The sequence below is a fragment of the Streptococcus sp. genome (assembly GCF_030825805.1).
GTDB lineage: Bacteria > Bacillota > Bacilli > Lactobacillales > Streptococcaceae > Streptococcus.
The window spans coordinates 1-20,175 of the sequence record NZ_JAPJPF010000035.1; the positions used below are offsets into that span (position 1 = coordinate 1).

Annotated in this window: 16 protein-coding genes and 1 pseudogene; 15 read left to right on the plus strand and 2 right to left on the minus strand. The window is 44.0% G+C overall.

What is annotated here, in order from left to right; translation table 11 throughout:
• Positions 1-1,102: collagen binding domain-containing protein (locus RCH62_RS06340; protein ID WP_306474866.1), on the minus strand; the 1,102-nt coding region annotated here is incomplete at its 3' end.
• A gap of 328 nt (positions 1,103-1,430) precedes the next feature.
• Here RCH62_RS06340 and asnA point away from each other — a divergent pair.
• The 14 genes and pseudogenes from asnA to RCH62_RS06410 all read left to right on the plus strand — a co-directional run bounded on the left by asnA (position 1,431) and on the right by RCH62_RS06410 (position 17,498).
• Positions 1,431-2,423: an aspartate--ammonia ligase gene (asnA, locus tag RCH62_RS06345; RefSeq protein WP_048692049.1), complete on the plus strand. Its 993-nt coding sequence runs from the start codon at positions 1,431-1,433 to the stop codon at positions 2,421-2,423.
• A 190-nt stretch (positions 2,424-2,613) separates the two neighbouring features.
• Positions 2,614-3,888, plus strand: a complete 1,275-nt coding sequence (gene hisS / locus RCH62_RS06350; RefSeq protein ID WP_129270518.1) for a histidine--tRNA ligase — start codon at positions 2,614-2,616, stop codon at positions 3,886-3,888.
• A 157-nt stretch (positions 3,889-4,045) separates the two neighbouring features.
• Positions 4,046-5,827, plus strand: coding sequence for an MFS transporter (locus RCH62_RS06355; protein WP_306474863.1), 1,782 nt, complete (start codon positions 4,046-4,048; stop codon positions 5,825-5,827).
• Positions 5,828-5,952: 125 nt separating this feature from the next.
• A complete protein-coding gene (gene nrdD / locus RCH62_RS06360; protein WP_048690589.1) occupies positions 5,953-8,163 on the plus strand; it encodes an anaerobic ribonucleoside-triphosphate reductase in 2,211 nt (736 codons plus the stop codon).
• 12 nt (positions 8,164-8,175) lie between these two features.
• Positions 8,176-8,316 carry a hypothetical protein gene (locus tag RCH62_RS06365; RefSeq protein WP_125330069.1) on the plus strand — a complete coding sequence of 47 codons (141 nt, stop codon included), beginning with the start codon at positions 8,176-8,178 and terminating at the stop codon, positions 8,314-8,316.
• Positions 8,317-8,359: 43 nt separating this feature from the next.
• Positions 8,360-8,860: a GNAT family N-acetyltransferase gene (locus RCH62_RS06370; RefSeq protein WP_048690585.1), complete on the plus strand. Its 501-nt coding sequence runs from the start codon at positions 8,360-8,362 to the stop codon at positions 8,858-8,860.
• 9 nt (positions 8,861-8,869) lie between these two features.
• Positions 8,870-9,388, plus strand: a complete 519-nt coding sequence (locus tag RCH62_RS06375; RefSeq protein WP_048690583.1) for a GNAT family N-acetyltransferase — start codon at positions 8,870-8,872, stop codon at positions 9,386-9,388.
• Complete coding sequence (gene nrdG, locus RCH62_RS06380) at positions 9,385-9,975, plus strand: anaerobic ribonucleoside-triphosphate reductase activating protein (protein WP_048690582.1); 591 nt, start codon at positions 9,385-9,387, stop codon at positions 9,973-9,975. The genes RCH62_RS06375 and nrdG overlap by 4 nt, the downstream gene beginning before the upstream one ends.
• A 195-nt stretch (positions 9,976-10,170) precedes the next feature.
• Positions 10,171-11,655 (plus strand): threonine synthase, encoded by a 1,485-nt coding sequence (thrC, locus tag RCH62_RS06385; RefSeq protein WP_048789425.1) that lies wholly within the window; start codon positions 10,171-10,173, stop codon positions 11,653-11,655.
• A 122-nt stretch (positions 11,656-11,777) separates the two neighbouring features.
• Positions 11,778-12,803, plus strand: a pseudogene (locus RCH62_RS06390) (MATE family efflux transporter); the annotation flags it as partial.
• A 289-nt stretch (positions 12,804-13,092) separates the two neighbouring features.
• Positions 13,093-13,518, plus strand: coding sequence for a MarR family winged helix-turn-helix transcriptional regulator (locus RCH62_RS06395; RefSeq protein WP_048789421.1), 426 nt, complete (start codon positions 13,093-13,095; stop codon positions 13,516-13,518).
• 12 nt (positions 13,519-13,530) lie between these two features.
• The gene (locus RCH62_RS06400) at positions 13,531-13,893 is read left to right on the plus strand and encodes a DUF1304 domain-containing protein (RefSeq protein ID WP_048789420.1); all 363 of its coding nucleotides are present in this window, start codon (positions 13,531-13,533) and stop codon (positions 13,891-13,893) included.
• Between the two features lie 383 nt (positions 13,894-14,276).
• Complete coding sequence (polA, locus tag RCH62_RS06405; protein ID WP_306474864.1) at positions 14,277-16,922, plus strand: DNA polymerase I; 2,646 nt, start codon at positions 14,277-14,279, stop codon at positions 16,920-16,922.
• 135 nt (positions 16,923-17,057) lie between these two features.
• A complete protein-coding gene (locus RCH62_RS06410) occupies positions 17,058-17,498 on the plus strand; it encodes a CoA-binding protein (protein WP_048789418.1) in 441 nt (146 codons plus the stop codon).
• A gap of 159 nt (positions 17,499-17,657) precedes the next feature.
• Here the strand turns inward: RCH62_RS06410 and RCH62_RS06415 are convergent, their stop codons facing one another.
• Positions 17,658-18,545 (minus strand): DUF975 family protein, encoded by an 888-nt coding sequence (locus RCH62_RS06415; protein WP_229099959.1) that lies wholly within the window; start codon positions 18,543-18,545, stop codon positions 17,658-17,660.
• A gap of 151 nt (positions 18,546-18,696) precedes the next feature.
• On the opposite strand from RCH62_RS06415, the gene tgt reads away from it, so the two are divergent.
• Positions 18,697-19,839 (plus strand): tRNA guanosine(34) transglycosylase Tgt, encoded by a 1,143-nt coding sequence (gene tgt / locus RCH62_RS06420; RefSeq protein WP_125336259.1) that lies wholly within the window; start codon positions 18,697-18,699, stop codon positions 19,837-19,839.
• The last annotated feature ends 336 nt before the right edge of the window (positions 19,840-20,175 follow it).

The following is a 20,175-nucleotide window of genomic DNA, read 5'->3' on the forward strand; positions in this document are numbered from 1 at the left end:
TGGTTGTAGGTTCCTCTGTTGTAGTGGTAGTTGTGGTTGTAGGTTCCTCTGTTGTAGTGGTAGTTGTGGTTGTAGGTTCCTCTGTTGTTGTAGTGGTTGTAGTGGTTTTATCACCATCAACACCACCATCCGCTCGAATATTTGATACAGAAGAATTCTTCTCTATGGCTACAACAGCTGCTTCACCTTTTATACGATACCAAGCTTGGCTATGATTTTCAAACTTAGCTTGATCAGGATTTGTTACTTTTGTTTTATATATTACTGTGAAACCTGTTAGTACGGCGTCTTCTTGAGGAATTTTAATTGAAATTTTTCCAGTTTGCGCATCTGCAGTAAATTGAGCATTAGGAAAATCTTTTAAAAAGTTTGTAATCGCATCAGATCCACTATAGTATCCCGACTTTTTACCTGTTACGATAATCATCCAACTATCTGTTTCCAGAGTGTGACCTGGCTGAATTTGGTCTTCTACGCGTACTTCATCATCAACATCCACCTTCATATTATTGATATTTAAGCTCCATAGAATATGATCAGGATCGTTAGCTTTCATGTCCCCGGCTTTTAAGTAAAATGGTGCAGAGGACTTTCCAGTAGCTACTTTCTTGACGGAAATCTCTACAGTTTTTGTCCCACTCGTGATGCGAAAACTACCTGTGTGTTCTTTCTCGGTATTGGTTTCATTGTGGGCTTCGATTTCAAACTCCCCCCAACCACGAATGTTTTCAAGATTTGTGATTCCGTCATTAAAGGTCACTTTGGCTTCTCCATCAGTGATTACCATATCTCCTACATACGTACCTTCAATCATTAATTTAATGGTTTTCTTAAATCCAGCCCCATGAATTGTTCCTGAACTTGGCCAAGTTACTTGGAGGGTATCTCCCGACTTAATTTTTTGAGCATGCTCGTCAAAAGTGAATTTAACAGTTGTTTGTCCTCCGTTATACAATTCGTTTGATGAAACAGTTAATGAGCTAACATTATTGCTAACATCAGCTGCTTGCACCACTTTTTTGGGAGCGATGAGAATTAGTAGTAATGGTAAAAAAGCAATAAATAAAAGCTTAGGCAGTCGTCTCTTAAAAAGTTTTTTCATTTTTTCCAATATATCTCCTAAATTTATAAAATCATTGTTTGTGTTAAGTACACGCTATAGGACTATTTGAAAATTATTTAAAGATTCTCCTTCCTAAAGTTTTCAGTTATAAAGCAGCCCTATGTAGTGAATTATATCACAAGGCAAGCCGTGTTTCAATACTATAACTTTGATTATTTAAATTAAATAGTAGAAAAAACGTAATGTGTTGTACATCAAATATCAGATAATTGGAATTGACTCTTAAATAAATTTTCGAAAACGGTAAGTATTGCTTTTTCTCTAAAAAAGCGTATAATCAAATTCATACTATCTAAAGGGAGTCTCTATGAAGAAGAGTTTTATTCACCAACAAGAAGAAATTTCATTTGTAAAAACAACGTTTACCCAGTATTTGAAAGATAAACTAGAAGTCGTTGAGGTTCAAGGTCCAATCTTAAGTAAGGTAGGAGATGGGATGCAGGACAATCTATCCGGAGTGGAAAACCCTGTCTCTGTAAAGGTCTTGCAAATTCCTAATGAAACTTATGAAGTGGTTCATTCCCTTGCAAAATGGAAACGTCATACCTTGGCGCGGTTTGGCTTTGGGGAAGGGGAAGGTCTCTTCGTCCATATGAAGGCTCTTCGACCAGATGAAGATTCTTTGGATGCGACCCACTCAGTTTATGTTGATCAATGGGACTGGGAAAAGGTCATTCCAAATGGGAGCCGTAACCTAGCCTACTTGAAGGAAACGGTTGAAAAAATCTACAAGGCCATTCGTCTAACAGAGTTAGCTGTCGAAGCTCGCTATGATATTGAATCAATCCTGCCGAAGCAAATCACCTTTATCCACACAGAAGAGTTGGTAGAGCGTTATCCTGACTTGACGCCGAAAGAACGGGAAAATGCCATCACCAAAGAATATGGAGCTGTCTTTTTGATTGGGATTGGTGGCGTCTTATCAGATGGCAAACCGCACGATGGACGGGCACCAGACTATGACGACTGGACAACAGAAACCGAAAATGGCTACAAGGGCTTAAATGGGGATATCCTTGTTTGGAATGATAACTTAGGGGCGGCATTCGAATTATCTTCTATGGGGATTCGGGTTGATGAAGACACCCTCAAGCGCCAGGTTGCTATTACAGGAGATCAGGATCGTTTAGAATTGGAATGGCACCGTGCGCTCTTGAATGGACTCTTTCCACTAACTATCGGAGGTGGGATTGGTCAATCGCGGATGGCTATGTTCTTGCTTCGTAAGAAACATATCGGAGAAGTCCAAACCAGCGTCTGGCCGCAGGAAGTTCGCGAACAATATGAAAATATCTTATAAGATAGTTGAAAGTAAAGAAACGAAAGAAATCGAGCCTTGCATGTGATGCGGGCTCGATTTTTATGGGCTGGAGAAGTTCCCTTTTTCTATTCCTGATGCGCTTGTAGGCTGATTTTATCGCTTGAGCGCTGTCACGGACTAGAAATTATGATAAAATAAATAGTACAAAGCAAGCAAAGGAGTGGTATCTATGAAATTACAAAAACCAAAAGGAACCCAAGATATCCTGCCACAGGAATCCGCTAAGTGGCAATATGTAGAAGGATTTGCTCGCGAAACCTTTAAAAAATACAATTACGCAGAGATCCGCACACCTATTTTTGAACATTACGAGGTGATTAGTCGTTCAGTAGGGGATACAACGGATATCGTGACCAAGGAGATGTACGACTTCTATGATAAGGGTGATCGTCATATCACTTTGCGTCCGGAAGGGACAGCACCAGTGGTCCGCTCCTATGTTGAAAATAAACTCTTTGCACCAGAGGTTCAAAAACCAAGCAAGGTCTATTATATCGGTCCTATGTTCCGCTATGAGCGCCCTCAGGCTGGCCGTTTACGTCAATTCCACCAGATTGGCGTAGAGTGTTTTGGATCTAGCAATCCAGCCACAGACGTCGAGACGATTGCCATGGCTGACCAATTCTTCAAAGAAATTGGAATTGAAAATGTCGTCCTCCACTTGAATACCCTTGGTAGCACAGCCAGTCGGGCAGCTTACCGTCAAGCTTTGATCGACTACCTCCTTCCAATGAAGGACCAACTTTCAAAAGATAGTCAACGTCGTCTAGAAGAAAATCCGCTCCGCGTCTTGGACTCAAAAGAAAAAGAAGACAAGCAAGCGGTTGAGAATGCTCCATCTATCCTAGACTACTTGGACGAAGAAAGCCAGGCACACTTTGATGCCGTACGGGCTATGCTAGACGGTCTCGGAATTGACTATGTCATCGATACCAATATGGTACGTGGCCTAGACTACTACAACCACACAATTTTCGAGTTCGTGACAGAAGTAGATGGGAATGAGTTGACCGTTTGTGCGGGAGGTCGTTACGATGGCTTGGTAGAATATTTTGGTGGACCAGCAACACCAGGTTTCGGTTTTGGGATGGGACTTGAGCGTCTCTTGTTGATCCTCGATAAACAAGGAGTTGAGCTTCCTGTTGAGACGTCATTGGATGTCTACATTGCTGTGTTGGGTTCAGAAGCAGAAGTAGCTGCCTTGGAATTGGTTCAGGCCCTTCGTCGTCAAGGCTTCATCGCAGAACGTGATTACCTAGGCCGTAAGTTGAAGGCTCAGTTCAAGTCAGCTGACGTCTTTGGGGCCAAAACTATCATTGCCTTAGGTGGTAGCGAGGTTGAAAGTGGGCAAATCACCGTCAAAAACAACCAGACTCGCCAGGAAATGACCACGTCCATCGAAGAAGTAAAAAAAGATTTTCAGACTATTTTGAATCAACTATAAAAAGAAAAGACGGATGCCGAGAAGGTGTCGGTCTTTTTGCATGTCCTCTACTTTCTCCTTGTGGAGAAAGCTGACAGCTGGGCCCATTTTTGATATACTAGTAGGGTATGCATGTGCCCTTTAGCACTTGCAATTCTAGTAAAGGAAAAAACACGGTATGAGTGAAAAAGAAAAAGAATCGCATAAACTTGGCTTGAGTGTCGGGTCCAATTTTCAAGATACTCAAGAGCTACGAAAGGTATTGGAACAATCAATTAGCCGGGAAGAAGAAGTTTTGACGGCTAGTCAACCGGTGGAATCAGAGCAGACCCAGGAAGAGAGCCAGGTTGCTGGAGAAGCGGTGGAAACAGAAGCTTCGACCGGAACTCTAAGTCGCCTATCACAATCTGGTCATCGTCGCAAAGAGAAGGTTGAAGCGAGATCGAAAGACCAAGAGGATGTAGAAGAGACATTAGAAGAGCAAGAAGATGAAAAGTCGTTGGGGCGCTATGCCATTAAGCGACCAGTTCCCTTGTCACTACCAATTGCTCTTAGTGTCCTACTTGGGCTGGTCCATGTAGCCCTTCCTTTTATCAACTTACTGGCGACCAATCAGCAAACCCAGGACTTATATGCCGGTTGGGCAATGTCTCAAGGTCAAGTTCCCTATGGTCATTTCTTTGGGGTCAATGGCTTGCTCTACTACGGGATCAGCGGTTTAGGAAGTTTGGTAGGAGGTCAAGTTCTCCTGGTGGTCTTCCAGATTTTAGCCTACTTTTTTGCTGGGACGAGCCTGTATCGGATGGTCAGAAGCTTAGTTGCAAGTGAAAAAATTGCAGGACAAGTCCAGCTGCTCTTCTACCTACTTGCTGGAGTGCTTGGATTTGGCGGCAATTACGCTGTCTTTTATGCCCTACCCTTCCTATTTGGCTCTATGAATTTCATTCTCGCTTATCTAGAGGGTGAGAAAACAGATGAATCCTTTGTCGCTTATGGCGCAGGAGCCTGTTTGGCATTTATGATGGTGCCATGGCTGAGTGTGATTTTTTATCTGCTTGCCTTCCTTGGATTGACAGCCTATCATGTGAAGCAAAAGAAATTTTCCCACGGCTTCTATCAATTCCTTGCTGCCCTCTTGGGATTCTCTCTTCTTTTCTATCCCTTAGGCTACATCACTGTGTGGAACGGCTCCTTTGGGTATGCAATTCATCAGACCTTATATAGTCTCCGCTCCCTCCAGTTTGATGCGGGGCACCTATTTGCCAACCTGGTTTATTACTGTTTATTGCTGTTGACCCTTGGTTTCGCTTCAGCTTTCGTCATGTCTTTCCGAAAAGTATCGACAAGCGGTCAACGTGTGATTCGGTTTATGAGTTGGTTTGGTCTTCTGCTGGTTGCCACTGTTGTGGTTGGGACACCAGAGCAAGGGGCCTATCAGTTCCTTAGCTTCTTGCCTTTTGGTCTCCCTTTGTTCGCTCTTTGGTTTGCGGGAGAAGAGTCCACTTATCAGCGCCGGAAGATGAAGAACAATTCTATCTGGGACCTTTATTTCTCCAGTCAAGCCTTCTTACCGATCTTAGCAATAGGTTATTTAGTTGGGTATCCAGTTGTGAATCAATTGGTTCTCCAAAACAACCTAGCGAGTGAACGAAGTACGATTGCCCACTATATCAAGAGTCATAGTGATTCCAAGGATACCATATATGCTTGGGATCAGACGGCCCATCTCTATCAGGAAAGTGGTCGCTTGGCCGCTTCAGCCCTTCTAACTCCGACAGCCTATCTGGGGCCGAAGGAAAACCGAACTAATCTGACGAATCAGATTAAGCAAGACAAGCCGAAGTTTATTGTGGTCAATAAGGACCTAGATGTAACGTCTGCTATGCAAAAGGTTTTAACCCAAAGTTATGAAAAAGTGAACCAGCAGGGTTCGCATTACACCTTGTACCAATATAAATAGACTATCAATATCTTGTGGTTTGAAAATGAAATGACATTTTTTGACACAAGATATTGATTTTTTATTTTTGAGTGATATAATATGGAGTGAATTCTATTTGTATAAAAAAGAAAGTGGGCGAGCTTATGATAACGTTACGAGAAGAGCATATCCAAAGTCTCCCCCAACTCTTTGTAGAAAAGAGAGATGGGCGGAAGGTCAAGTTTGATGTCGATAAAATTTACCGTGCTTTGGTCAAAGCGACAGAAGAAGTGACCGGTCTCACTCCGGCCTTGGAAGCGAAATTAGAAACCGTAACAGACCGGATTGTGGCTGAAATTTTGGAACGCTTCCCTCGTGGCGTAAAAATTTACGAGATTCAAAATGTCGTTGAGCATGAGTTGTTGCAAGCCAATGAATATGCGATTGCCGAGAGCTATATTACCTATCGCACGCAGCGTGATTTTGAGCGCTCAAAGGCAACGGATATCAACTTTACCATCGGCAAGCTCCTCAACAAGGACCAAGCTGTCGTTAATGAAAATGCCAATAAGGACAGCGATGTTTTTAATACCCAGCGCGATTTGACAGCAGGAATTGTCGGCAAGTCTATTGGTCTTAAAATGTTGCCCAAACACGTAGCCAATGCCCACCAAAAAGGGGATATCCACTACCATGATTTGGACTATAGCCCTTACACTCCGATGACCAACTGTTGTTTGATCGATTTTGAAGGCATGCTGCGCAATGGTTTTAAGATTGGGAATGCAGAAGTAGAAAGTCCCAAGTCCATCCAAACTGCAACGGCACAGATCTCGCAAATCATTGCCAATGTAGCCTCTAGCCAGTATGGCGGTTGCTCAGCTGACCGGATCGACGAAGTCTTGGCTCCTTATGCAGAAAAGAATTATCAGAAGCACTTGAAAGATGCAGAGGAGTGGGTTCTCCCTGAAAAACGCGAGGACTATGCTTGGAGCAAGACTCAAAAAGATATCTATGATGCCATGCAATCCTTGGAGTACGAGATCAATACCCTCTTTACCTCAAATGGGCAAACGCCCTTTACTTCGCTGGGCTTTGGGCTTGGAACCAATCGCTTCGAACGGGAAATTCAAAAGGCCATTCTGGAAATTCGAATCAAAGGACTTGGTTCAGAACACCGGACCGCTATTTTCCCTAAGTTGATTTTTAGTTTAAAAAGAGGCCTCAACTTAGAACCAGGTAGTCCCAACTACGACATCAAGCAGTTGGCCTTGGAATGTGCGACCAAACGCATGTATCCAGACGTTTTGTCTTATGACAAAATTGTTGAGTTGACGGGCTCCTTCAAGGTGCCCATGGGATGTCGTTCTTTCCTTCAAGGTTGGAAGGATGAAAATGGTGTGGAAGTCAATTCTGGTCGGATGAACCTAGGGGTTGTGACAGTCAATCTCCCTCGGATTGCCTTGGAGTCAGAAGGGAATAAAGAAAAGTTCTGGGAAATTTTTAATGAGCGGATGAACATCGCGGAAGATGCTTTGATCTATCGGGTAGAGCGGACCAAGGAAGCGACTCCAGCCAATGCCCCAATTCTCTACCAATATGGCGCTTTTGGGAAGCGTTTGGGTAAATATGCCCAGGTAGACCAGCTCTTCCGTCATCGCAGAGCAACCATTTCACTCGGCTATATTGGATTGTATGAAGTAGCGACTGTCTTTTATGGTCCAAATTGGGAAGAAAATCCAGAAGCCAAACAATTTACAATCGAAATCATTAAGGATATGAAGAAACGGGTCGAAGAATGGTCCGACCAATATGACTACCACTTCTCAATCTATTCGACGCCATCAGAAAGTTTGACAGACCGCTTCTGTCGCCTGGATACGGAGAAATTTGGGAAGGTTCCGGATATCACAGACAAGGAATACTACACCAATAGTTTCCACTACGATGTCCGCAAGAACCCAACCCCATTTGAGAAGCTGGATTTTGAAAAAGTCTATCCAGAAGCTGGGGCGACTGGTGGTTTCATCCACTATTGTGAATACCCTGTGCTCCAACAAAATCCAAAAGCGCTTGAAGCAGTTTGGGATTATGCTTATGACAGGGTTGGTTATCTCGGAACCAATACCCCAATTGACCGTTGCTATAAGTGTGACTTTGAAGGAGACTTCACGCCAACCGAGCGGGGCTTCACCTGTCCTAATTGTGGCAATAGCGATCCGAAAACAGTTGATGTGGTTAAACGGACCTGTGGCTATCTTGGAAACCCACAAGCTCGCCCCATGGTCAATGGTCGTCATAAGGAAATCGCTGCGCGTGTTAAACACATGAATGGTTCTACTATCAAATCAGCTGGACACCAAGTGACAGATTAGAAAAGGAAGATTATGGGAAAATATCAATTAGACGATAAGGGCAAGGCTCAGGTACAACGATTCCACGAAAAGCACTCGACAGGCGGAATCAATAAAAAAGACCGAGTAGCCAGCCTAAGAGAGCAATTTTTAAAAAAGACTAAGAAAAAATAAAAGTGAGAGTTCGCTCTCGCTTTTCTCGTATGGGGAGGTAAAGATGGAATTACGCAGACCGACTCTAGCAGATAAAGAAACTGTATTAGACATGATGGCAGAGTTTGAAGCGAATCAATCAGCTCACGATGGCGGATTTTGGGATGCTGAGAACTTTGACTACGAAGAGTGGTTGGAGACAAATATGCAAAAAGAAATGGGAATAAATTTGCCTGAAAATCGTGTTCCATCAATTCAGTACGTATTGTTTGATAAATCAGGCCATGCTTTAGGTTTTTTGAATCTACGGCTGAGACTAAATGAGGGGTTGCTGAATTATGCTGGTCATATCGGCTATAGTATCCGTCCCTCTGCGCGTGGGCAAGGATTGGCAAAAGAGCAGCTGCGGCAAGGCTTGCAAGTAGCCAAAAGTAAAAATATCAAACGTGCTTTAGTGACTTGTGATAGTGACAATGCTGCCAGTCGAGCAGTGATTCTGACTAATGGCGGAGCTTTAGAGGATGTTCGAGGCGGGAAAGAGCGCTATTGGATTGATTTAGATTGAGGAAAGTTTATGAAGTTACAACGACCAACTTTAGAAGATAAAGACGCGATTTTAGAGATGATTACTGAGTTCGATGCTGCAAAATCCTATATGCACGGTGGCATGGGCTCCACTTGGAAGCGAGCAAAGGATTTTGCGGATTGGTTGCGAATTGTAGAGCAGCAGGAGGATACTGAGAATCTGCCAGAATGCTGGGTTCCTACCATTCAATTTTTATCCTTTGATGAGACTGGCTACCCTCTGGGCTTTTTAGCCCTGCGCTTGTCCTTGAATGACAAATTATTTGTAGAGGGTGGTCACATTGGCTATTCCATCCGGCCCAGTCAACGCAGAAAGGGCTTGGCTAAGTTGCAGCTAGAGCTAGGACTAGCAGAGGCTCGAAAACAAGGACTAGAACGAGTGCTGATTACCTGTGATGAAGACAACGAAGCTAGCCGTCGCACGATTCTATCTGCTGGCGGTGTTTACGAAAATACAATCGACAGAAGTCAGCGCTACTGGATAGAGTTAGATGGGGAGGTGTCATGAACAATCCCAAACCTCAAGAATGGAAAAGTGAAGAACTGAGTCAAGGGCGCATCATCGACTATAAGGCTTTTAACTTTGTGGATGGCGAAGGAGTACGCAACTCCCTCTATGTAGCAGGTTGCATGTTTCACTGTGAGGGCTGTTACAATGTAGCCACCTGGTCTTTCAACGCAGGCATTCCCTACACCAAAGAGTTGGAAGAGCAGATCATGGCCGATCTGGCCCAACCCTATGTTCAGGGCTTGACCTTGCTTGGGGGGGAACCCTTTCTCAACACTGGCATCCTGCTGCCCTTGGTCAAGCGGGTGAAAAGAGAATTGCCCGACAAAGATATCTGGTCTTGGACCGGCTACACCTGGGAAGAAATGATGCTGGAGACGCCGGACAAATTGGAGCTACTTTCGCTGATTGATATTCTGGTGGATGGTCGCTATGATAAGAGCAAGCGCAACCTGATGTTGCAGTTTCGTGGCTCTTCCAACCAGCGGATCATTGATGTTCAAAAATCCCTCAAAGAAGGAAAAGTCGTCATCTGGGACAAGCTCAATGATGGCAAGGACTCCTATGAACAAGTGAAAAGAGAGTAGCCAGAGTCGGAGGGCAGATAAATTGATGAAGAGAGGTTTTTCGTTGATTTTCAGTTTGCAAGCAGTGGGCTCTTTTTTCAGACAATTTCATTCTCACTGACAAAATTCACAAGAATTCATGGTATAATGGAATAGATTGTACGAAAGTTAGAGGAGTCTAATTCGTATCTTAAGGAACAGAATGAGGAAATGTACATGACATTAGTTTATCAATCAACGCGTGATGCGAAAAATACCGTAACAGCCAGCCAGGCGATTTTGCAAGGTTTAGCAACAGATGGAGGCTTATTTACTCCAGTGAGTTATCCAAAGGTGGACTTGGATTTTGACACATTAAAAGATGCTTCTTATCAAGAGGTAGCTAAACTTGTCTTGTCAGCCTTCTTGGATGACTTTACAGCTGAAGAGTTGGACTACTGTATCACCAATGCCTATGACAGCAAGTTTGATACACCAGCTATTGCCCCTCTTGTCAAACTTGATGGTCAATACAACTTGGAATTGTTCCACGGTTCAACCATCGCATTTAAAGACATGGCCTTGTCGATCTTGCCTTACTTCATGACGACAGCTGCTAAGAAACACGGCTTGGAAAACAAAATTGTTATCTTGACAGCGACATCTGGTGACACTGGGAAAGCTGCTATGGCAGGGTTCGCGGATGTTCCAGGTACTGAAATTATCGTCTTTTATCCAAAAGACGGTGTCAGCAAGGTGCAAGAGTTGCAAATGACCACTCAAACGGGCGAAAATACCCATGTCATCGCCATTGATGGAAACTTTGACGATGCTCAGACAAATGTGAAGCATATGTTCAATGATGTGGCCCTCCGTGAAAAATTGGCAGCCAACAAGCTCCAGTTCTCATCAGCTAACTCTATGAATATTGGTCGTTTGGTCCCACAGATTGTTTATTATGTTTATGCCTACGCTCAACTTATTAAAACTGGCGAGATTAATACTGGTGACAAGGTTAACTTCACTGTACCGACAGGAAACTTCGGAAATATCTTGGCGGCATTTTATGCTAAGCAAATCGGCCTACCAGTCGGTAAGTTGATTTGTGCTTCAAATGACAACAATGTCTTGACAGACTTCTTTAAGACTCGTGTCTATGACAAGAAGCGTGAGTTTAAGGTAACCACTAGCCCATCTATGGATATCTTAGTGTCTTCAAACTTGGAGCGTCTCATTTTCCATCTTTTGGGAAATGATGCGGTTAAGACAGCTGAACTCATGACTGCCTTGAATACGCAAGGTCAGTATGAATTGACAGATTTTGATGAAGAAATCCTTGACCTTTTTGCAGCCGAGTATGCGACAGAAGCAGAAACAGCAGCAGAAATCAAGCGTGTTTATGAGTCAGATGCTTATATTGAGGACCCTCATACAGCAGTTGCTTCAGCAGTTTATAAAAAATACCAAGCAGCGACAGGCGATGCGGCCAAGACCGTAATTGCATCAACAGCTAGTCCTTACAAATTCCCAGTGGTTGCGGTGGAAGCTGTAACAGGGAAATCAGGTTTGAGCGACTTTGAAGCCTTGGCTCAATTACATGAAATCTCAGGTGTAGCCTTGCCACCAGCAGTGGATGGTCTCGAAACTGCTCCAGTTCGTCACAAGACAACTGTTGCAGCAACAGATATGCAGGCTGCAGTTGAAGCCTATTTGGGATTGTAAGTGGGAGTCCCAAAATTAGAAAGCAGAAGTCTCTAGGACTTGACTGAATAAATCTCACAATAGTTCTACAAGCAGAACTCAGTTAGGCAACTAGCTGAGTTTCTTTTCATCAGGAGGAAAGTGTGTCACGTCAACAACAAGTAGATCGACAAATTTTAAGAATTGCCCTTCCAGCCATCGGAGAAAACTTTCTCCAAATGCTCATGGGGATGGTAGATAGCTACTTGGTTGCTCAGTTGGGTTTAGTAGCTGTATCGGGTGTATCCGTTGCAGGCAATATCATTACGATTTACCAAGCTATTTTTATCGCTCTTGGAGCAGCGGTCGTGAGTCTCTTGTCCAAAAGTATGGGACAAAAAGATCAGAAAGCCATAGCTCGTCAGGCGACTGAATCTATTAAAGTCACGGTTTTATTAAGTTGTATCTTGGGGGTCTTATCCCTCTGCTTTGGCAAGGAATTGATTGCCCTCTTGGGGGTTGAAGCAGCGGTTGCAGAAGCCGGAGGAATTTATTTATCCCTTGTCGGAGGAAGTATTTTGCTTTTAGGTCTGATGACTACCTTGGGAGCCCTAGTCCGTGTGGCCCATAACCCGCGACTACCCATGTATGTCAGTTTGTTGACCAATGTTTTGAATGCTCTATTATCGAGCATCTTGATCTTTGTTTTTGGGCTGGGCATCGCCGGGGCTGCCTTAGGAACGGTTCTCTCTCGCTTATTAGGGGCTTTCTTGCTCTGGCGTCAGGTTCAACTTCCCTTTGCTCCTTTTCGTTGGGGCTTGGATCGAGACTTGCTCTCCCTTGCTTTGCCTGCTGCTGGTGAGCGCCTCATGATGCGAGCAGGGGATATTGTCATCATTGCTATGGTGGCCGTTTTTGGTACTAGAGCGGTAGCTGGGAATGCTATTGGGGAAGTCTTGACCCAGTTCAACTATATGCCGGTCTTTGGGATTGCGACAGCGACGGTCATGTTGGTCGCCAAAAGTTTGGGGCAGAATGATTTACAAGGGATTAAGCAAATCACCAGTCGTAGTTTCTGGCTCTCTTTTCTCTCCATGCTTCCTCTCGCCCTTACCATCTTCTTGTTTGGAAGTCCTTTGACAGCCCTTTACACCAAGGATTCAGGAGCCCTTGCGGCCTCCTTATCCGTAAACAATTTGTTTTGGAAATGAAATAATTCCTTAAGAAATCTTTAAGATAAATCCGATATAATAAAACCATAAACAAAGACCTCCTAACTTTGTTTATGAAATCCTAAAACTTTTCTTTTTCATAATAATCTCCCTAAAAGGCCACCAAATCCGGTGGTCTTTTACTTTGCTTTTCTTAGGAGGAAATTATTTCGTTTGAGGTAAGCAAATTTATTGCTTCGATTTTTTAAAATGATATACTTGATAAATCAATTATTGATAAGTCAATAAAAAAGATCGGAGAGAAGGAATGTCAGAAATGCATGACTTGCTTTATCAGTTGAAGCTAGCTGATCAGTCTTCAACCCAATTATTTGAAAAACAATTGGGCATTAGTCTGACTCGTTATCAGATGCTTCAGTTGTTAGTAGCAGAAGCGCCGTGTAGCCAAGCGGCCCTTCAGGAGAAACTAGCAATTGACCCTGCAGCCTTAACCCGCCACTTCAAAGTCTTAGAAGCTAGTGGCTATGTTACTCGTACTCGCAATCCAGAAAATCAACGGGAGATTGTGGTGGAACTTACGGAGTTTGCCAGAGATCGGTTGTTGGTCCACCCCCCAGCACATCATCTACAGGTAAAAGGCCAGATGGATCAGATTCTTTCTGAAAAAGAGCGGAATCAGTTGAGTCACTTACTCGAAAAGTTGGTGTCTGGCCTCGAGCAAATTACATTTTAAAAGGAGAATAATATGTCTATCTTAACCATTGTTTTAGCAAGTCTTGCTGCTTTTGAGCATTTCTATATTTTTTACCTTGAGAGTTTAGCAACCCACTCGGCATCGACTGGTCGTGTCTTTAATATGGATCAGGAAGAATTGCATCGTCCATCTGTGACGGCTCTCTTCAAAAACCAAGGCATTTATAATGCTCTGATTGGTGTCTTCCTCCTCTACGGCCTCTTTGTAGCTAGAAATAGTGAAATTGTCACGATCTTTCTGCTCTTTATTATTGGTGCAGCAGCTTATGGGGCTGTAACTTCTAATAAAAAAATCATCTTGACCCAAGGTGGTCCAGCAATAGTCGCTTTAGCCAGCCTTCTTCTGCTTGGATAAGGATCAACTCTTCCAGATTGGGAAGAGTTTTTCTTTCCTATTCTTAGGGCTGCGATGGCAAGGGCTCCGTCTTCAGTTACCAGCTTGCAGCAAAAACAACTGCATGCTTTGCGCCTCAGCTTTTAGTTTTCTTGAAGCTTTCTATAAGGAATGGTTTAGGTTTCTCTTGTATACTAAACTCATCCAATAAGAAATGAAGTACAGCAAATGAAAATCTCAGTTAATTATCCAAAACGCTTTAAGAAATTGCCACAACAAGGTTCTTGTTACGGCGAATAAACACTTCTCTTCATTTTTCATAAGAAACTCCTAAAGAAGGCTCTACCCGAAAGGGTAGAGTTTTTATGTACCAGAGACCTTGTGATTCGTGATATAATAGGCCTATGGAAAAAAAGAACAAATTACTACTCATCGACGGGTCTTCCGTCGCTTTTCGTGCCTTTTTCGCACTCTATAATCAAATCGATCGCTTCAAAAATGCCAATGGGTTGCATACCAATGCGGTCTATGGCTTTAACCTCATGTTGAGCCATCTCTTGGAGCGCATCCAACCGACTCATGTCCTCGTTGCTTTCGATGCAGGAAAGACGACCTTTCGGACGGAGATGTATGCCGACTACAAAGGAGGTCGGGCAAAAACACCAGATGAATTCCGTGAGCAGTTCCCTTTTATTCGCGAGCAACTAGATCATTTGGGGATCCGCCATTATGAGCTAGCCCAGTATGAAGCGGATGATATTATTGGAACGCTAGATAAGATGGCAGAAACTAGCTCGGTGCCATTTGAAGTCACCATTGTCTCTGGGGATAAGGATTTGATCCAGCTGACAGATGATAATACGGTGGTTGAGATTTCCAAAAAAGGGGTAGCAGAGTTTGAGGAATTCACTCCAGCCTATCTGAAAGAAAAAATGGGTCTGACGCCAGAGCAATTTATCGACCTCAAGGCCTTGATGGGAGATAAGTCGGATAATATCCCAGGTGTTACTAAGATCGGAGAAAAGACAGGGATCAAACTACTCCTAGAGTATGGCTCTCTCGATGGTATTTACGAGCATATCGATGAGATGAAGGCTTCTAAGATGAAGGAAAACCTCATCAACGACAAGGAGCAGGCCTATCTGTCCAAGACTCTCGCGACCATCGATACCAATGCGCCCATTGAGATTGGCCTGGATGATATCACCTATACGGGCCCCCATCTAGAAAATCTCGCCAAGTTTTTTGAGGAGATGGGCTTCAAGCAACTCCGTCAGGCCTTGGATCTCAGTGGAGAAGAGGCGGCTCCTGTAGCTATTGACTATACAGAAGTCGAGCAAGTCACTCCAGATATGCTTACGGAAGATAGTTTCTTCCATTTTGAGATTTTTGGGGACAACTACCATACGGAACCCATCATCGGTTTTGCATGGGGGACCAAAGGTCAGCTCTACGCAAGTACTGGTACTGATCTTTTACAAACACCGATTTTCAAAGAATTTCTCGAAAAAACGCCCCTCAAGGTCTATGACTTTAAGCGGGCCAAGGTCTTGCTCAGCCACTTGGGCATTACCTTGCAAAAGCCAGCTTTTGACAGTCGATTGGCCAAGTATCTCTTGTCGACCGTAGAGGACAATGAAATTTCAACCATTGCGAGCCTCTATAGTCAGATTGCGCTGCCACTGGACGAAGTTGTTTATGGCAAGGGAGCCAAAAAAGCGATCCCAGAAAAGACCGCCCTATTAGAGCATTTGGCACGAAAAGTCGCTGTTCTACTGGATACCGAAGAGCCCATGATGGAGCAGTTGCAAGCCCATGATCAATTAGATTTGCTCTATGATATGGAGCAACCACTAGCAGCTGTTTTGGCCAAGATGGAAATCGCAGGGATTAAGGTAGAACGCCAAACCCTCAAAGACATGCAGGTGGAAAACGAAGTGGTCTTGGAGCGCTTAACCCAAGAAATCTACGAGCTTGCTGGAGAAGAGTTTAATATCAATTCTCCAAAACAATTGGGGGTCATCCTCTTTGAAAAATTGGAACTCCCACTTGAATATACTAAGAAGACCAAAACCGGCTATTCCACAGCCGTTGATGTTTTGGAACGCCTAGCCCCAATCGCACCGATCGTGTCTAAGATTCTTGAATACCGCCAAATTGCCAAGATCCAATCGACCTATGTCATCGGTCTTCAAGATTGGATTTTGGAAGATGGGAAGATCCATACCCGCTATGTACAGGATTTGACGCAGACAGGCCGTTTGTCTAGCGTGGATCCCAACCTGCAAAATATCCCTGTCCGTTTGGAACAAGGCCGTCTCATTCGCAAGGCCTTTGTCCCAGAAGAGGAAAATAGTGTCTTGCTCAGTTCGGACTATTCACAGATCGAATTGCGCGTCTTGGCCCATATTTCGGGAGATGAGCATTTGATTGATGCCTTTAAACATGGGGCAGATATCCATACATCGACTGCTATGCGGGTCTTCAATATTGAAAAACCAGAAGATGTGACGCCGAATGACCGTCGCAATGCAAAAGCAGTAAACTTCGGTGTGGTTTATGGAATTTCCGACTTTGGACTGTCTAACAACCTAGGGATCAGTCGAAAAGAAGCCAAGGCCTACATTGAGACCTACTTCGAACGCTACCCTGGCATCAAGGACTATATGGAGAGAGTGGTGCGGGAAGCGCGTGACAAAGGCTATGTAGAAACTCTCTTCAAGCGTCGTCGGGAGATTCCAGATATCAATTCTCGCAACTTCAATGTTCGAGGCTTTGCGGAGCGGACAGCTATCAACTCACCCATCCAAGGATCTGCAGCAGACATCTTGAAAATTGCCATGATCCACTTGGACCAAGCGCTAGAAAGAGGAGCATACAAGACCAAGATGCTCCTTCAGGTCCACGATGAAATTGTTCTGCAAGTACCAAGTGATGAACTGGCAGCGATCAAAGAACTCGTCAAAGAGACCATGGAATCTGCTATCGAACTTGCAGTTCCACTAGAAGCTGATGAGAATGAAGGCAAAACATGGTATGAAGCCAAATAAGATTGAGTTTGTTTAAAACAGAAAGCGGTAGGAGACTTTTCAGTTTCCTACCGCTTTTAACGACAAACACTTGCAATGCCCTTCGTATTGTTATACTATTTAAAGAAAGGAAACGCATACAAAAAGGAGATTCTTATGGCTTATTCATTTCGCAATCCTAGTGATGGCATTATCAAACATTACCTCGAAACCAGTAAAGTCATTGCTGTAGTTGGATTATCTGACCGTGAAGAGACGACCAGCCATCGTGTCAGCGAGGAGATGCAAGAGCGGGGCTATCGGATTATTCCCGTTAATCCTCGTGCAGCCGGTGGCCAAATCCTTGGAGAAAGGGTGTATGCTAGCTTGCAGGAAATTCCTTTCCCGGTAGATATCGTCGATGTTTACCGTCGCAGTGAGTTTTTGCCAGATGTAGCGCGTGACTTTATCGAGTCGGATGCGAAGATTTTCTGGGCGCAACTAGAGCTGGAAAATCAAGAAGCAGAAGAAATCCTTCGTGGAGCTGGACGAGAAGATATCGTCATGAACCGCTGTATCAAACGCGAGCACACTCGCTTGGTCTTAGGAGAAGGATAGCTTTTGATTTATCTCAGAACCTCTCGTCTTTCATCCAGTGATTAAACTGATACGAGAGGTGAAATAAATACAGACGGATTTCCCTAACAGAGATAAAAGAACCCACCTAGTGCTTTGGAGAATGGCTCCAATCGAAGGTGGGTTTTCTTGTTTTCTTTGTTAATCAAGTGGATTAGACTTTGGTAGATCCGGCGCCTTTTGCTGGAAGCGACTGTCCGCCTGCATCCGTTTTTGAAGGAGGGTATGGTAGAAGATGATTTGGCAACTGGTTGCATAAGGTTTAACATAAAAATTCGCCATTCCTAAAGTGAAAAAAGATAGAATTTGCCAACCGAGCAGACTCAAATCAAGAACAAGGCGGTGGCTCTTAAAGCCTTTCATCTCTTCCTTACTTTGGCGGAGGATAGACATGGGACCGTCATAGGTTCCTGTCATCAGTCGACTATATAGGATCAATTCGACCAAACTATACTGGTAATAAAAAGGGAGGAAGAGTAGGAGCCCAACCAGAGCCATTAAGAGGCCGGTCGTCATCGTTGGAGCTAACTTAAGAATTGCTTGAACTTCTGGAGTATCCGCTCTAAGGGTAGACGTAGTGGAGGAGGATTCATTGATAGCGAGAACGTGATAGCTGACCACCGTTAAGAGAAGTTGACTCACATAGAGGAGGCTCCCCCACAAAGACAGGATAACTTGCTTAATGAATAGCGTTAAAAACGCAGGTGTAAAATACTGGCTCTGAAAGATGGTGAAGATACCAAAGTTCTTTTCTCCCTTGCTAGAGGCAGAAATCAAAAAGCGAAAAGTTGCCCCTAAATAGAGAAAAGAAAGGATAAATCCAATAATCGCAGGGAAAATCTGCCGGCTTAGAAGAAAGAGCATCCCTTCTCTAAGTTCCATGTGAGCAAGTGTTTCAGTGATGTCTGTCCCTGTCAGCATGTAACTTGCAAGGATTGTCAGGAAAGTTGGTAAGGCAAAGTAGGAGAAGACTTTGGGATGTTGCAATTGCAGCTGACGAGCTTGAGCACGAACCAATTTGATATTCATAATGTCCTCTTTCATGGTAGTAGTACCCTTTATTATAACACAAGTCCGTGACAGAGCTGGTAAAATTTGGTACAATCGTACAGGTGCTCACAGGAGATCCTGTGACAGGAATAAGAAGGCTGGGACTGTTTTTCCCAGTACGGAGGTAACCATGACAGATTCACCGATTCAATATCGATTAATCAAAAAAGAAAAGCATACAGGTGCTCGTCTGGGAGAAATTATCACCCCTCACGGGACCTTCCCAACCCCAATGTTTATGCCTGTAGGGACTCAGGCAACCGTTAAGACTCAATCGCCAGAAGAACTCAAGGAAATGGAGTCCGGAATTATTTTGGCCAACACCTACCATCTCTGGCTTCGTCCGGGGGACGACTTGGTCGCAAAAGCAGGAGGACTGCACCAGTTCATGAACTGGGACCAGCCCATTTTAACAGATAGTGGAGGCTTCCAGGTCTATTCACTAGCGGATACCCGCAATATCACCGAAGAAGGGGTAACCTTTAAAAATCACCTCAATGGTTCGAAGATGTTCCTCTCCCCAGAAAAGGCCATCTCGATCCAAAACAATCTAGGGAGCGATATCATGATGTCCTTTGACGAATGTCCTCAGTTCTATCAACCCTATGATTATGTGAAGAAATCAATCGAACGGACCAGTCGTTGGGCAGAACGTGGCCTTAAGGCTCATCGTCGCCCTCATGATCAAGGTCTTTTCGGGATTGTCCAAGGGGCTGGATTTGAAGACTTGCGCCGTCAGTCTGCGCGTGATCTCGTTAGCATGGACTTCCCAGGCTATTCTATCGGTGGATTAGCTGTTGGAGAAAGCCATGAAGAGATGAATGCCGTGCTGGATTTCACAACCCCTCTCTTACCAGAGAACAAGCCTCGCTATCTCATGGGAGTAGGAGCTCCAGACAGTCTGATCGATGGCGTTATTCGTGGAGTGGACATGTTTGACTGTGTCTTGCCGACGCGGATTGCGCGAAATGGCACCTGTATGACTAGTCAAGGACGTCTGGTGGTGAAAAATGCGCAATTTGCAGAAGACTTTACGCCACTAGACCACGAGTGTGATTGCTACACTTGTAAGAATTACACCCGTGCTTATCTTCGCCACCTCCTCAAGGCAGATGAGACCTTCGGCATTCGCTTGACCAGCTACCACAACCTATACTTCTTGATTAACCTCATGAAGCAGGTCCGTCAAGCCATCATGGATGACAATCTTTTAGAATTTCGTGAGCATTTTGTCGAAAAATATGGCTATAACAAATCAGGGCGGAATTTCTAGGAAGAGCTAAATAGAAAGAACAAAGATTACAGCCATCTGAGAATAATAGGAATAACTGCGAGACGCAGTGGTTGATTGGTATCTTTGTTCACTTGTTAAGCTCCCAAGATAACCTAATCTGCGGGGGCGAGACGACGAACAAATTTGGAAATAAATTTGTTCTGTCTCGCTCCCTTTTTTCTATATAATAGCAACTTTTTTAGCACTTTATTTCTTTCGAAAACACTTTCATCAAAAAAAAACGAAAAAAACTACTCAAATCCCTTGCATTGGGGCTTTCATTGTGTTAAACTACTATGGTGCTGTGAAAAACAGCTATTAGCTTTGATGCAAGAG